The 15,091-nt window shown below is 42.9% G+C and carries 15 protein-coding genes, 1 rRNA gene and 1 pseudogene; 15 read left to right on the top strand and 2 right to left on the bottom strand.

The window, feature by feature from the left end; genetic code table 11:
* The 11 genes and pseudogenes from DMI82_RS10890 to pgeF form a co-directional block, all read left to right on the top strand.
* Nucleotides 1–118: ribosomal RNA gene (locus tag DMI82_RS10890) — 23S ribosomal RNA — on the top strand; the annotation flags it as partial.
* 324 nt (nt 119–442) lie between these two features.
* Complete coding sequence (locus DMI82_RS10885; RefSeq protein WP_110103293.1) at nt 443–1,141, top strand: energy-coupled thiamine transporter ThiT; 699 nt, start codon at nt 443–445, stop codon at nt 1,139–1,141.
* A gap of 404 nt (nt 1,142–1,545) precedes the next feature.
* Nucleotides 1,546–2,078: pseudogene (locus tag DMI82_RS10880) on the top strand (IS607 family transposase).
* The gene (locus tag DMI82_RS10875; protein WP_110103290.1) at nt 2,008–3,171 is read left to right on the top strand and encodes an RNA-guided endonuclease InsQ/TnpB family protein; all 1,164 of its coding nucleotides are present in this window, start codon (nt 2,008–2,010) and stop codon (nt 3,169–3,171) included. Before DMI82_RS10880 ends, DMI82_RS10875 begins: the two are co-directional and overlap by 71 nt.
* A gap of 196 nt (nt 3,172–3,367) precedes the next feature.
* Complete coding sequence (locus tag DMI82_RS10870) at nt 3,368–4,243, top strand: methionyl aminopeptidase (RefSeq protein WP_022426625.1); 876 nt, start codon at nt 3,368–3,370, stop codon at nt 4,241–4,243.
* Between the two features lie 138 nt (nt 4,244–4,381).
* Nucleotides 4,382–4,729, top strand: coding sequence for a 50S ribosomal protein L19 (gene rplS / locus DMI82_RS10865; RefSeq protein ID WP_015525316.1), 348 nt, complete (start codon nt 4,382–4,384; stop codon nt 4,727–4,729).
* Nucleotides 4,730–4,825: 96 nt separating this feature from the next.
* Complete coding sequence (gene lepB / locus DMI82_RS10860) at nt 4,826–5,434, top strand: signal peptidase I (RefSeq protein WP_110103289.1); 609 nt, start codon at nt 4,826–4,828, stop codon at nt 5,432–5,434.
* A gap of 42 nt (nt 5,435–5,476) precedes the next feature.
* Nucleotides 5,477–6,334: a ribosome biogenesis GTPase YlqF gene (gene ylqF / locus DMI82_RS10855; RefSeq protein WP_015525314.1), complete on the top strand. Its 858-nt coding sequence runs from the start codon at nt 5,477–5,479 to the stop codon at nt 6,332–6,334.
* On the top strand, nt 6,334–7,089 hold the full coding sequence (locus DMI82_RS10850; protein WP_015525313.1) for a ribonuclease HII: 756 nt from the start codon (nt 6,334–6,336) through the stop codon (nt 7,087–7,089). The genes ylqF and DMI82_RS10850 overlap by 1 nt, the downstream gene beginning before the upstream one ends.
* A 45-nt stretch (nt 7,090–7,134) precedes the next feature.
* Nucleotides 7,135–7,494 (top strand): YraN family protein, encoded by a 360-nt coding sequence (locus DMI82_RS10845; protein WP_059085938.1) that lies wholly within the window; start codon nt 7,135–7,137, stop codon nt 7,492–7,494.
* A gap of 18 nt (nt 7,495–7,512) precedes the next feature.
* Nucleotides 7,513–8,358: a peptidoglycan editing factor PgeF gene (pgeF, locus tag DMI82_RS10840; protein WP_110103288.1), complete on the top strand. Its 846-nt coding sequence runs from the start codon at nt 7,513–7,515 to the stop codon at nt 8,356–8,358.
* Here the strand turns inward: pgeF and DMI82_RS10835 are convergent.
* Nucleotides 8,345–9,517 (bottom strand): ribose-phosphate pyrophosphokinase, encoded by a 1,173-nt coding sequence (locus tag DMI82_RS10835; RefSeq protein ID WP_015525311.1) that lies wholly within the window; start codon nt 9,515–9,517, stop codon nt 8,345–8,347. The two genes, pgeF and DMI82_RS10835, sit on opposite strands and share 14 nt — an antisense overlap.
* Before the next feature lie 144 nt (nt 9,518–9,661).
* Between DMI82_RS10835 and DMI82_RS10830 the strand changes: the two genes are divergently transcribed.
* The 4 genes from DMI82_RS10830 to DMI82_RS10815 are packed head-to-tail and all read left to right on the top strand — an operon-like array spanning nt 9,662 to nt 14,016.
* Nucleotides 9,662–11,047, top strand: coding sequence for a DUF512 domain-containing protein (locus DMI82_RS10830; RefSeq protein WP_110103287.1), 1,386 nt, complete (start codon nt 9,662–9,664; stop codon nt 11,045–11,047).
* Nucleotides 11,010–12,335, top strand: coding sequence for a ribosome biogenesis GTPase Der (gene der / locus DMI82_RS10825; RefSeq protein ID WP_015525309.1), 1,326 nt, complete (start codon nt 11,010–11,012; stop codon nt 12,333–12,335). The genes DMI82_RS10830 and der overlap by 38 nt, the downstream gene beginning before the upstream one ends.
* A gap of 4 nt (nt 12,336–12,339) precedes the next feature.
* A complete protein-coding gene (gene plsY, locus DMI82_RS10820; protein ID WP_110103286.1) occupies nt 12,340–12,987 on the top strand; it encodes a glycerol-3-phosphate 1-O-acyltransferase PlsY in 648 nt (215 codons plus the stop codon).
* Between the two features lie 12 nt (nt 12,988–12,999).
* A complete protein-coding gene (locus DMI82_RS10815; RefSeq protein WP_059085933.1) occupies nt 13,000–14,016 on the top strand; it encodes an NAD(P)H-dependent glycerol-3-phosphate dehydrogenase in 1,017 nt (338 codons plus the stop codon).
* Nucleotides 14,017–14,170: 154 nt separating this feature from the next.
* Here DMI82_RS10815 and DMI82_RS10810 read toward each other — a convergent pair whose 3' ends face one another.
* Nucleotides 14,171–14,998 (bottom strand): aldo/keto reductase, encoded by an 828-nt coding sequence (locus DMI82_RS10810; protein ID WP_022426672.1) that lies wholly within the window; start codon nt 14,996–14,998, stop codon nt 14,171–14,173.
* Nucleotides 14,999–15,091 lie beyond the last annotated feature (93 nt).

Genomic DNA, 15,091 nt, shown 5'->3' with positions numbered 1-15,091 from the left:
AGATATCCCATTCTTAGTGAAGTAAACCCCCTTGAAGACGACGAGGTAGATAGGGCAGAGGTGGAAGTGTGGTAACACATGGAGCTGACTGTTACTAATCGGGTGAGGGCTTGACCAACCAGCCGAGGAAGCGGGGATACCCCCCGCTGTAGTATCGGTACGCAGGTTAAATTTGATTCAAAAAGTTTGATTAACCATCAACAAAGCATGTATGTAGTTTTTAAGGTACAAAGGGAAAGAGGAAAGCAGGAGAAAAATCAGTACATGGATTTTTCTCCTGTTTTTATTATATATAATCATACATCTCCCACCATTTACATCTCTTTTTCCATATGCTACAATAGGTAAGACCAAAGGAGCCTGACCAGGCTGTGAGGAGGTGCAGGCTTTGACCTTTGAACTTGATTTGGGCAATTTAATCGTAAGGAGGAAAGAAAAGAGTATGTTTAATTTTCTTGTGACTGCCGAAGGCGGTCTCACAACGGCAGGATATGCCGTATCTGTTATTGCAGTCCTGATTTTGATAATTCTGGTAGCAGTATTACTTCAGAAAAACACATCTGCATTAAAATTTACCACACAGCAGCTGGTTACCTGTGCAGTAGCATTGGCACTTGCATATGTAACTTCCTACATTAAGATATTTAAACTGCCATTTGGCGGATCTGTGACTTTGTTCAGTATGTTGTTTATTGTTCTGATCGGTTACTGGTATGGCATTAAGGTAGGAATTCTTACCGGTCTTGTATATGGGATTTTTCAGTTCCTCCAGGAGCCATATGTCCTTTCATTTTTTCAGGTATGCTGTGATTACATTCTGGCATTTGGAGCCATGGGGCTTTCCGGATTATTTACAAAATCCAGAAAACATGGTCTTCTTAAAGCATACATAATAGCAATTTTGGCAAGAGGGGCATTCCATGCACTTGGCGGATATCTTTACTGGATGGATTACATGCCGGATAATTTTCCGAAGTCTCTGACAGCTTTGTATCCGATCATTTACAATTACAGTTATATTCTTCTGGAAGGTGTACTGACGATCGTAGTAATTTCTATTCCGGCAGTATCCAGTGCACTTGGGCGAATGCGAATAATGGCAACTGGTGGAAACCGACAATCTGCAGCCACCGAAAAATAATTAATACAGACACATAAATAAAAATAGATCGTTCAAGCTACTACGATCTTTTTTTATTGAAAAATCACAAAAAGTTATATAAAACAAACCAAAAACACAAAGAATACTTTTCACCTAAAGAAAGTTGTGCTATGATAATCAGGCGGAATAATTTCCCATTCAAACGGATGAAGGCAAGTCCCCACCTACAGTTTATTGCTTTTCGCAACCACATAGGAGACTTCTTTGATTCGGTTAAAATATTTCAGACAGATATAACATATCTGAACATATAAAATACAAAAGAAAAAGCAGCCATACAGTTGCGAAAAGGAGAATATCTTAAGTAATCAAATTTGTTGACTAATGTGATCAAATGTGTTTAAAAGTACTCAAAAGAGTAAATTATTATGAACACATCAAATATCACAAATTACAAGCCAAAAGATTTTGCTGAACTGTTAGGTGTATCTGTAAAAACATTACAGCGTTGGGATAGAGACGGAACTCTAAAGGCAAACCGAACTCCAACTGATAGACGTTATTACACTTATGACCAATATCTGCAATTCAAAGGAATAAGTACTGAAGATGACCAACGTCAGGTAGTTATTTATGCCAGGGTATCTACAAGAAATCAAAAAGATGATTTACAAAACCAGGTTGCATTTTTACGACAGTTTTGTAATGCCAAAGGTATTATTGTAGACCAGTGTATTGAAGATTATGGAAGTGGCCTTAATTACAATCGTAAAAAGTGGAACGAATTATTAGATGAAGTGATGGAACAAAAAATCAAAACCTCGTGCAGGATATTGTTTCAATACTCCATGTGTTCTCTTGCAGGTTGTACGGACTTCGTAAGTATAAAAAACAAATAGAAAGGGATGTGGAAATTGCTAAAGAGCTTCAAGACGGAAATAAATCCGTCAGAGGAACAGAAAGTCAAGATTCATAAGACGATAGGAACTTGTAGATTTATTTATAATTTCTATCTTGCCCATAATAAAGAACTTTACAACAACGGTGAAAAGTTTATGAGCAGTAACAGGTTTAGAGTCTGGCTTAACAATGAATATCTTTCTGAGCATCCGGAGTATTCGTGGATCAAGGAAGCTTATTCAAAAGCAGTAACACAGTCAGTAAATAATGGACAAACTGCTTTTACAAGATTTTTCAATCACGAGAGTGCTTTTCCTAAGTTCAAAAAGAAAGGCAGATCTGATGTAAAGATGTATTTTGTAAAGAATAATCCAAAGGATTGTCGTTGCGAAAGGCATAGAATCAATATTCCGTCACTTGGTTGGGTCCGTATCAAAGAAAAAGGATATATTCCAACAACTAAAGACGGATATGTGGTTAAAAGTGGCACGGTCTCAATGAAAGCTGACAGATACTATGTTTCAGTTCTTGTAGAAATTTCTGATAACAAGATTGCTGATAATTCCAATGCAGGAATTGGCATAGACTTGGGATTAAAGGATTTTGCCATTGTTTCTAATGGTAAGACTTATAAGAACATCAACAAGTCAGCAAGACTGAAAAAGCTTGAGAAACAACTTATTCGGGAACAGAGATGTCTCTCCCGTAAGTATGAAAATCTAAAGAAAGGAGAAGTCACTCAAAGGGCGAATATACAAAAACAAAAACTCAAGGTACAGAAACTTCATCATAAGATAGATAATATCCGTACTGATTACATTAACAAGACAATCGCTGAGATAGTGAAAACCAAGCCATCTTATATAACGATCGAGGACTTAAATGTAAATGGTATGATGAAGAATCGACATCTTTCAAAAGCAGTTGCATCACAAAAGTTTTATGAATTTAGAACAAAGCTGCAAATCAAATGCAATGAAAATGGGATCGAACTTCGAATAGTAGATAGATGGTATCCATCATCTAAAACCTGTCACTGCTGTGGCGCTATCAAAAAAGATTTAAAGCTTTCAGATAGAATATTCAAATGCAGTTGCGGTTATGTCGAAGACAGAGATCTCAATGCTGCACTTAATTTGAGAGATGCAATAACTTACGAAGTTGCATAACTAAAACGCAAACGTAAGTATGTACCGAAGGCTATTTTCGGGAATTTACGACTGCGGAGTGTACAAGAACTTGTGAGTAGATATGATTTCGGTCAATCAAAAACATACACGGTGAAGCAGTAAGTAGAACTCGTGAGAGTCTACGTTATCTCGATGTGAGTATATTTACACATATTTTGAGTGGCAGAAGAAAAAGATGGCTAAAAAAATCGAACGAAATGATCCCTGCTGGTGTGGAAGCGGAAAAAAATATAAAAAATGTCATGAAGCATTTGATGAAAAAATGGAACTCATGAAAAAGAAGGGGTATGCAGTTCTTGACCATGATCTGATCAAGACACCTGCACAGATCGAGAAGATCAAAGAGAGCTGCAAGATCAATGTTGCAGTTCTTGATTATGTTGCAGAGCATATCGGACCAGGCGTGACGACACAGCAGATTGATGACTGGGTACATGAAGAAACAGTACGTCATGGCGGAATTCCGGCACCACTTAATTATGAAGGTTTTCCAAAAAGCGTATGTACATCTATCAACGAGGTAGTATGCCACGGAATCCCGGATGAAGAAATTGTCTTAAAAGAAGGTGATATTGTCAATGTAGATGTATCCACCATTTATCAGGGATATTTTTCTGATTCCTCCCGTATGTTCTGTATTGGACAGGTAAGTCCGGAGAAGGAGAAGCTTGTCCGTGTGACAAAAGAATGCATAGAGCTTGGCCTTGAACAGGTAAAACCATGGACACCGATCGGAAATATGGGAAGTGCTGTACACAAACATGCAGTGGAAAACGGCTATACAGTTGTGAGAGAAATTGGCGGACATGGTGTAGGTCTTGAGTTTCATGAAGATCCATGGGTAAGCTACACATCTAAGGAAGATACAGGTGTACTCATGGTACCCGGAATGATCTTTACTATTGAACCAATGGTCAATATGGGATCTGATGAAATCTATACAGATGAGATCGATGACTGGACAGTGAGGACAGAGGATGGTCTGCCATCGGCACAGTGGGAGATCATGGTCCTTGTTACAGAAACAGGACATGAGGTCCTTTGCTGGTAAAAGCCATCGAAAATCCGGAAAAAAAGTCCTTGCAATGAGAAGTTATCTAGTGTATAATCACATATGTTGTGAAAAAAGATGGTCCTCTGTTACCATATGTGTATTAAGAACATCCAGTATAATTAAGGAGAGAAAGAAATGAACGAAATTATTAAGAACATTGAGTCCGCTCAGCTGAAAGCTGAAGTACCGCAGTTCCGCGTAGGAGACACAGTAAGAGTACACGCACTGATCAAAGAGGGAACACGTGAGCGTGTTCAGATCTTCGAGGGTACAGTACTTAAGAGACAGGGTGGAAGCACAAGAGAGACTTTCACAGTAAGAAAGAGCTCCAACGGTGTTGGTGTTGAGAAAACATGGCCGCTTCATTCCCCACATGTAGTTAAGGTTGAGGTTATCCGTCATGGTAAAGTACGCCGTGCGAAACTGAACTACCTGAGAGATCGTGTAGGTAAAGCAGCTAAGGTTAAAGAGCTTGTAAAATAATTTCATAAGTAAAGAGGCAGGGACAATAACATTTGCTATTGTCCCTCTTTTTACATCAGTGCGTATGCGTGTAAAGACACATACAGGGGATAGAATATGGGATTAAATAAGAAGATTAATATCGAAAATCTGAAGGAAAACAGAGCTGTTTCCGAAGCAAGGGAGAAGCTTCGTGATGACAGGACAAGAGGAATCGTGAAATGGGTGTTTGAAATTATTGTGACCCTGGTTTTTGCTGTGCTGGTTGCGATCTCTGCATTTCAGACTGTGACATTGCAGGAAAGTGCCATGGAACCCACGTATTCTGTAAGTGAAAAGTTTTTTGTAAACAGGGCTTTATATAAGATCAGTTCACCAAAACGTGGAGATGTGATCGTTTTTAAAACAAGCGCCAGTGACTCGGCAGCCCTGCATATCCGACGTGTGATCGGACTTCCCGGGGAGACTGTTCAGGTTAAAGACGGGAAGATCTATATCAACGGCAAGGTTTATGAAGAAAACGGAGCTTATCAGGATATGACAGATGGAGGACTTGCAAATAGTGCTATAACTCTGGAAAGCGGGGAATATTTTGTCCTTGGTGATAATCGCAATAACAGTGAGGACAGCCGCTTCAGCGATATCGGAAATATCAGTAAGAAGTACATTGTCGGGAAAGTTTGGTTTACAGTTTCTCCGAAAAATAAAATAGGTTTTATAAAATAGATTAAAGTAAACAGATTAAAGTATAGATAAATGAGGTGAATTATGAACGTACAGTGGTATCCAGGCCATATGACGAAGGCGAAGCGTCAGATGCAGGAAGATATCAAGCTGATCGATCTGATCATTGAGCTTGTAGATGCAAGAGTTCCTCTTTCCAGCCGAAATCCGGATATTGATGAGCTGGGAAAAAACAAGGCGCGTATGATCCTTCTCAACAAAGCAGATCTTGCCGATGAGAGACAGAACCGTGCCTGGATGGAATATTTCAAAGAAAAAGGAATCTATGCGGTAAGTATTGATTCCCGCAATAAGGGATCTATGAAGGCCGTTTCTGCGGCAATCACAGAGGCATGTAAGGAAAAGACAGAGAGAGACCGGAGACGAGGAATCAAAAACCGTCCGGTACGTGCGATGGTTGCAGGAATCCCTAATGTTGGAAAATCAACATTTATCAATACCTTTGCAGGAAAAGCCTGTGCCAAGACTGGTAATAAACCAGGAGTTACAAAAGGAAAACAGTGGATACGTCTGAATAAAAGTGTTGAGCTTCTGGATACCCCTGGAATTCTCTGGCCGAAATTTGAAGATCAGGAAGTTGGAATGCGTCTTGCCTATATCGGTTCGATCAAGGACGATATTCTGAACATCGAAGAACTTGCCCTGGGTCTGATCGGATATCTGCAGGAGTTTTATCCGGCAGCGATCAGAGAGAGATACAATGTAGAAGAAGAGCTGAAACCGCTGGATATCCTTACTGCAGTTGCGAAAGCAAGAGGATGTCTGAAAAAGGGCGAAGAGCTTGATTATGAGAAAGCATCCCGCCTTTTGCTGGAAGAATTTCGTTCCGGAAAACTGGGAAAAGTGACTCTGGAGTTTCCAAAAGGACCGGAGGAAGCGTAATGGAAACAATGAAAGATATCAAGGCGCGTTTTGCGTCAGCGAAGGAGGGCGAATATAACGCCCTTTTTCGTCATTATGAAAATGATGAGAGAAGCGGTGTACAGAAACTGATCCAGCAGTATCACAAAAAGCTTCAGGCTCTGGAGGATGAGCGTGTACGTACAGAGAGCATGAAGAAATATGAACATGAATATGAGCATCTTGGATATCTTTGCGGGATCGATGAGGTGGGAAGAGGCCCTCTTGCCGGACCGGTAGTCGCCTGTGCGGTGATCCTTCCGAAAGACTGCGATATTTTATGGCTGAATGATTCTAAAAAGCTTACAGCTAAGAAGAGAGAAGAATTGTACGATGTGATCCTGGAGGGAGCAGTTTCTGTTGGAATTGGAATGGCAAGTCCGGAGAGGATTGATGAGATCAATATCCTGCAGGCAACCTATGAGGCAATGCGCCAGGCAGTGAGCAGGCTTTCTGTACAGCCACAGCTGCTTTTGAACGATGCGGTTACCATACCGGAAATCCAGATTCCGCAGGTACCCATCATCAAAGGTGATGCAAAAAGTGTATCCATTGCGGCAGCAAGTATTGTTGCCAAAGTGACCAGAGACCGGATGATGGAAGAATATGATAAGGTTCTTCCGGAATACGGATTTGCCTCCAATAAAGGATATGGTTCTGCAGCGCATATTGAAGCACTGAAGAAATATGGACCAAGTCCGATACATAGAAAAACGTTTATCACACATTTTGTATAAAAATACTTAAGATACCGACATCAAAAACAGAAAGGTTTTGTTTATCTGAAGGAAAATAGAAGACAGAAGGGCAGCTATTATGAAGGAATTGCTGCAGCGTTCCTGGAAGAAAAGGGGCTGCAGATCAAGGAAAGAAATTTTCGCTGCCGAAGTGGTGAGATCGATCTTGTTGCGCAGGATGGAAGATATCTGGTGTTTGTTGAAGTGAAATACAGAAAGAACGGAAAGAGTGGAAGTCCTTTTTCAGCGGTAGGGAGAGAAAAACAGAGGATCATTAGCAAAGTGGCAATGTTTTATCTGATTGCACATGGATACCGGGAGCTGCCTCCCTGCCGTTTTGACGTAGTAGGAATTGATGGAGAGAACATCCACTGGATAAAAAATGCTTTTGATTTTTGCAGTTGAAAGGACTGGTCACATAAGATGAAAATAAAATGGTATAAAGATAAACAGCTAATGAATATAAATCAGAAGAACAAGGTTACCTGGCTTACATATCCTGCTTTTGAGAAATTTCCCGGGATCGTACATGGCTTCAGTACCCGCCTGGGAGGAGTAAGCCAGGGGATTTATGAATCTATGAACTTAAGCTTCACAAGAGGGGATGAAGAGTCTGCGGTGCGGGAAAATTACCGCAGACTTTCTGCTGCTATGGGATTTTCCATGGAAGATATCGTAACCTCTGATCAGACACACACCACCAATGTACGTGTGGTCACGGAAGAAGACAGAGGAAATGGGATCACAAAACCAAGACCTTATACAGATGTGGATGGAATGATCACCAATGTGCCGGGACTGGTGCTGGCAACGTTTTATGCGGACTGTGTACCACTTTTCTTTATAGATCCGGTACATAGAGCTGTGGGATTATCTCATTCCGGCTGGAGAGGTACTGTAGGAAAGATCGGAAAAGTGACGGTGGAGAAGATGACTGAGGAATTTCAGACAAATCCTTCAGAGCTTTATGCAGCCATTGGTCCTTCTATCTGTCAGGATTGCTATGAAGTCAGTGAAGATGTGATCGATCAGTTTAGAGAGGCGTTTGAAGAAAAATACTGGGATGTGCTTTTTTACAGAAAACCAGATGGGAAATACCAGCTGAATCTGTGGGAGGCGAACCGAAGGATCTTTCTGGATGCAGGCATAAAAGAAGAGCGGATCTCAATGCCGGGCATCTGCACCTGCTGTAATCCGCTCTTTCTTTACTCACACAGGGCTTCTCACGGGAAACGTGGAAACCTGGGAGCATTTATTACTGTTCGTTGACTTTTTTCATGAGATCCATGATCTTTTCGTTGCTGGAACGAACCTTCTCGACAGATACATCATGATTGATGATATCGATGATACTTGCAAGATATTTGCTCATATTTGCTTCGATATAGTATGGACGGTCAAGAAGCTCAGGAATACGATAGTTAAGGTTGGTTGTGATGACTCTGTCCAGCCAGCCTTTTTCGTAATATTCATCAAATTTGGCTACGCCATCTGTAAACAGACCGTAGGTTGTGCAGACGAATACACGTCCGGCTTTACGCTCTTTGAGCTGACGGGCAACATCCAGCATACTTTCTCCGGAAGAGATCATATCGTCGATGATGACAACGTCTTTGCCCTCTACAGAATCTCCGAGGAATTCGTGAGCAACGATCGGGTTCTTTCCGTTGACAACGGTGGAGTAATCACGGCGTTTGTAGAACATACCCATATCGACTCCAAGGATATTGGAGAAGTATACAGCACGGGACATGGCACCTTCATCCGGGCTGATGATCATGAGATGATCATTGTCAAGCTTGAAATCAGGGACATTTTTGACCAGTGCTTTCAGGAACTGGTATGTGGGAAAAAAGTTATCAAAGCCCTTCAGCGGAATAGAGTTCTGTACACGTGGGTCATGAGCATCAAAAGTAATGATGTTGGAAACACCCATGGCACTTAACTCGCGAAGTGCAAGTGCACAGTCAAGAGATTCTCTCTTGGTGCGTCTGTGCTGACGTCCCTCGTAAAGGAATGGCATGATAACGTTGATGCGGTGTGCTTTACCGGTGGCTGCGGAGATGATTCTCTTCAGATCCTGGTAATGGTCATCCGGAGACATGTGGTTCTCATGACCGCATACGCTGTAAGTAAGGCTGTAATTGGTCACATCTACCATGATATAAAGGTCTGTTCCGCGGACAGATTCCTTGATGTAACCCTTACCCTCACCGGTTCCGAAACGTGGGCATTCGCAATCTACAAGGAAAGATTTTTCTGCATATCCCTGTGGGATGATGGTGGATTTCTTGGCGGCTACAAGTTCTTTACGGAATTTAACCAGCTTTTTGTCAACCTCCTCGGCCAGTTCGCGGCATCCGGCAAGTGCGGCGATTCGGATCGGGGCAACAGGCATAGACTTTTCCAGCAATTCTATGTTTGGCATAATATTCCTCCTAAGTGTATGTCATTAAAAATTCTCAGTCTATTTATAACATCAGAACCACGTGTCAGTCAAGGTGTTTTCTCAAAGTGTTGATTTTTAAGAGCAAAGTTGTTATTATATACGGGATAGAAAAGGGAGATAATGATGAAATTAAGAAAGCATATGATTTCCAGGGTGCTGCCCGACAGTATTGCCGAGGAGCTGGGGCTGGAGCCGGGAGACAGACTTGTGTCTGTAAACGGACAGCCTGTGGAAGATGTCTTCGATTACCGGTATCTCATGAATGAAGAGCTCGTGGTGCTTCTAGTAGAGAAGCCTGATGGCGAAGAGTGGGAGCTGGAGGTAGAGAAGGAATATGAGGAAGACCTTGGAATAGAATTTGAGAACGGAGGACTGATGGATGACTATCGCTCCTGTTCAAATAAGTGTATGTTCTGTTTTATTGACCAGATGCCTCCAGGTATGCGTGAGACGCTGTATTTTAAGGATGATGATTCCAGGCTTTCCTTTCTTCAGGGAAATTATGTTACGCTTACCAATATGAGCGAGAAGGATATTGAGCGTGTGATCCGCTATCATCTGGAACCGATCAACATTTCGTTCCAGGCAATGAATCCGGAACTCCGGTGTAAAATGCTGCATAACCGTTTTGCAGGAAAGGCTCTGGATAAGGTGGATATGCTGTACAATGCAGGAATCACCATGAATGGACAAATCGTACTGTGTAAGGGTGTCAATGACGGAGACGAGCTGGAATACAGCCTTGAAAAGCTTTCCGCTTATGCGCCGGTCCTTCAGAGCGTTTCTGTTGTACCGGTAGGACTTACCAAATACAGAAAAGGTCTCTATCCTCTGGAGCCTTTTAATAAGGAAGATGCTGAAAAAGTCCTGGGTCAGATCGAACGCTGGCAGAAGATCATGATGGAGAAATATGGGATCCATTTTATCCATGCTTCAGACGAATGGTATATTCTGGCAGACAGGGAGCTTCCCTGTGAGGATGAATATGATGGATATCTGCAGCTTGAGAATGGCGTGGGAATGCTCAGACTTCTGGAAACGGAAGTAAAAGAAACGCTGGAGGGGCTTTCCGGTGACGACCGTAAGGTGACAGGCAGGATCGCCACAGGAAAACTGGCAGCGCCTTTTATCGCACGCTATATAAAAGAGATCCAGAAGAAATATCCTAATGTGCAGATTCCGGTCACAACCATCGAGAATCGTTTTTTCGGTGAAAAGATCACGGTGTCCGGTTTGATCACAGGGCAGGATTTGAAAGAGCAGCTTTCCGGTCTTGACCTTGGAGAGAAGCTTCTGATCCCATGCAGCATGCTGAAAGGTGATGAGGAGATTTTTCTGGATGACATGACGCTGGAAGAGCTTTCGGAAGCACTGAACACAGAAATTGTAATCGTAGACACAGGAGGACGTGATCTGGTGGAAGCCGTGATCTACCCTCCGGAACATAAACAAACAAGAAGGAGACAGATTTATGAGCAAACCAGTAGTAGCGATAGTGGGAAGGCCTAATGTAGGCAAATCCACTCTGTTTAACGCTCTGGCAGGTGACAATATTTCCATAGTAAAGGATACACCAGGAGTAACCCGTGACAGGATTTATGCAGATGTCACATGGCTTGACAGGACATTTACTCTGATCGATACAGGCGGAATCGAGCCGGACAGCAGCGATATCATTCTCTCCAGAATGAGAGAGCAGGCACAGATCGCCATTGATACGGCAGACGTGATCATTTTTATCACAGATGTTCGCCAGGGTCTTGTGGATTCCGATGCCAAGGTGGCAGATATGCTCCGCCGCAGCGGCAAGCCGGTACGTCTTGTAGTTAACAAGGTAGACAGCCACCAGAAATATATGATGGACGTATATGAGTTTTACAATCTTGGAATCGGAGAACCGATTCCGATTTCTGCAGCTAACAGACAAGGCCTTGGAGATATGCTGGATGAGGTGATCAAAGAGTTCCCGGATAAGAGTGAAGAGGAAGATCAGGATGATATTCCGAAGATCGCCATTGTAGGAAAGCCGAACGTGGGAAAATCTTCTCTGATCAACAAGCTTCTTGGAGAAGAGCGTGTGATCGTATCCAATATTGCAGGAACCACACGTGATGCTATTGACACAAAGGTTACCTGGAACAAAAAAGATTATATTTTTATCGATACCGCAGGACTTCGACGCAAGGGTAAGGTAAAAGAAGAGATCGAGCGCTATAGTGTTATCCGTACTGTGACAGCTGTAGAGCGTGCAGATGTGGTTGTAGTTGTGATCGATGCCTCCGAGGGCGTTACCGAGCAGGATGCTAAGATCGCGGGAATCGCTCATGACAGAGGAAAGGGTATCATCGTAGCGGTAAATAAATGGGATGCCATTGAGAAAAATGACAAGACCATCTACAAGCATACAGAAAAGATCCGTCAGATCCTTTCCTTTATGCCATATGCACAGATCATCTTTATCTCTGCAAAAACAGGTCAGAGACTTCCAAAGCTTTTCGAAAATATCGATACAGTTATCGAAAATCAGACACTTCGTATCCAGACAGGTGTTCTTAATGAGATCCTTTCTGAGGCAGTCGCTCTTCAGCAGCCGCCGTCTGACAGAGGAAGAAGACTGAAGATCTTCTATATGACACAGGTTGCGGTAAAACCGCCGACATTTGTTATCTTTGTCAATGACAAGGAACTGATGCATTTTTCCTATGTAAGATATCTGGAGAACAAGATCAGGGATGCATTTGGATTTTCCGGAACTTCCCTGAAATTTATCATCCGCGAGCGCGGGGAAAAGGAATAAAAGTATGGAACGTATTATTTGTCTTGTTATCGGTTATGTATGCGGGCTTTTTCAGACAGGCTATATTATTGGAAAAGTCCACAAGACAGATATCAGAGATCATGGCAGCGGGAATGCGGGTACTACGAATGCCTTCCGGACTTTTGGAAAGAAAGCGGGAGCGATCACCCTGCTGGGAGACTGCCTGAAGTGTGTACTGGCTATTGTGATCGTGAGAATGGTTTATGGAAATTCCATGAATGGTCTCCTTCCGCTTCTTACCCTTTATGCAGCATTGGGATGTATCCTCGGCCACAATTTTCCGATTTCTATGGAATTTCGCGGTGGAAAGGGAATTGCTGCTTCTGTAGGCATGATCATTGCTTTTGACTGGCGGATATTTATTGTATGTGCAGTTGTCTTTTTTGCACTGTTCTTTACAACTCATTATGTATCGCTTTGCTCTCTCAGTGCATATGCGGTGGCTTTTATCCTGGTCCTGGTTTTTGGACATATGGGAAAATATGGGATGGATCAGGCGCATACTGTTGAGCTTTATATCGTGATGGCAGTTCTTACAGCAATGGCGTTCTACAGACACAGGGCAAACATTGTAAGACTGTTTCATGGAACAGAGAATAAGGTGTTTTTAAGCAGTAAGAATAAAAAATAAGAGGTAAGATTTATGGCAAAAATCAGCGTACTGGGTTCGGGGAGCTGGGGATTAGCCCTGGCACTCCTGTTGCATAATAATGGCCATGAAGTCCTTCTTTGGTCAGCAAGACCGGAGAATGCCCGAAAACTCCGGGAAAAAAGAGAAAATCCTGACAGGCTTCCGGGGGTACGGCTTCCGGATGAAATCGATGTCCTGACAGATTTGGAGCGTGCGCTTAAGGATGTGGATGTAACAGTTCTGGCAGTAGCTTCCCCGTATATCCGGAGTACTGCACACAAGATGGCATCGTTTGTGTGCAGGGACCAGAAGATCGTCAATGTTGCTAAAGGTATTGAGGAAAAGACACTGAAAACACTCAGCGAGGTGATTGAAGAAGAAATCCCGCAGGGTAATGTAGCTGTACTTTCCGGTCCAAGCCATGCGGAAGAAGTAGGACGCGGACTTCCTACAACCTGTGTGATCAGCGCACATACACAGGAAACTGCGGAATACCTTCAGAGCATTTTTATGAGCCCTGTGTTCCGCGTGTATACAACACCGGATATCCTTGGGGTGGAACTTGGCGGAGCACTGAAAAATGTAATCGCACTGGCAGCAGGTACTGCCGACGGCCTTGGATATGGAGATAATACCAAGGCGGCACTGATTACCAGGGGAATCACGGAAATAGGAAGACTTGGTAAAAAAATGGGGGCGCAGATGGAAACCTTTTACGGCCTGTCCGGGATCGGCGACCTGATCGTGACTTGTGCAAGTAAGCATAGCCGTAATCGAAAGGCTGGATATCTGATCGGCCAGGGATATACGATGGAAGAAGCTATGAAAGAAGTGCAGATGGTTGTGGAAGGTGTTTATTCTGCAAGAGCTGCAAGAGAACTTGCGGAGAAATATGAGGTGGAGATGCCTATCATAACGGAAGTGAACCGCGTACTGTTTGAAGGAAAATCAGCAGCGGAAGCAGTAATGGACCTGATGCTGCGTGATAAAAAAGTGGAAACGCCCATGCTCCCGTGGGAGAATGCGTGAGCGGATCAGTTAAATATTTCCGGGTTTCAGATATGTGAAATGCTAAGCAGGGAATAACAGGATCGCCGTATCAACTGAAAAGAAAAAATAAAAAGATATCTGCCAGAAGATCACTTATGCTCTGACAGATATCTTTTTTGCATTATTATGGAAATTAAAACTGAATATCACGGAGATCTTCTGGAACATGAGAAGTATGCAGATCTTCGTTCAGTGTATCAATGATCGCCATATCTTCATCCTCGATGTTGAAGTCAAAGATGTTTCCATTACTGCGGATTCGTTCCGGGTTGATGGATTTCGGAATGACAGAAATTCCCTTCTGTATTGCCCAGCGAAGCCCGATCTGTGCAGGAGTCCTGGCATATTTGGTCCCCAGAACACACATTACATCATTATCAAAATATGCACCTCTTGCCAGAGGAGCATAAGCCTGTACCTGAATACCGAAAGCCTTGCAGTATTCGATCAGTTCAGCAGGGTAACACAAAGGATGGCACTCGATCTGGTTTACAGCAGGAATAACCCCGGATATTTTACGAAGCTCTTCCAGATGCCGGATATCAAAATTACTGACGCCGATACTTAAAGCACGTCCAGATTCCAGAATGGATTCCAGCTCTTTCCAGGTGCTCAAATAGCAGCCGGGAACCGGCCAGTGTATCAGATAGAGATCTACATAACTGACTTTCAGACGGTCGAGACTACGGGAAAAAGCTCCCTGGACATCGCCGAGACGCTGCGCATTGTTCCAGATTTTGCTGGTGATGAAAAGATCCTTTCTGGGAACTCCGCATTTGGCAATGGCACGTCCAACGCTTTCTTCATTTTTATAAACAGAAGCGGTATCGATCATGCGGTAGCCGGCGGAAATAGCAGAAGTGACTGCTGCTTCGGCCTGTACATCATCGGGCAACTTGTATACGCCAAGCCCCAGAAGAGGCATTTCTCTGTCGTTGTTCAGAAAAACAGTTTCTTTCAAAATAATTCCTCCTTGTATGTTCTGCTTTCCATGCTTTTGCTATTATAGCACAAAAATATGAAAGAATCACATCAATTATATTACAAAAGTGAT

The sequence above is a fragment of the Blautia sp. BCRC 81119 genome (assembly GCF_003184505.1).
Taxonomy (GTDB): Bacteria; Bacillota; Clostridia; order Lachnospirales; family Lachnospiraceae; genus Blautia_A; species Blautia_A fusiformis.
This window is presented reverse-complemented; position numbering and strand designations above follow the sequence as displayed.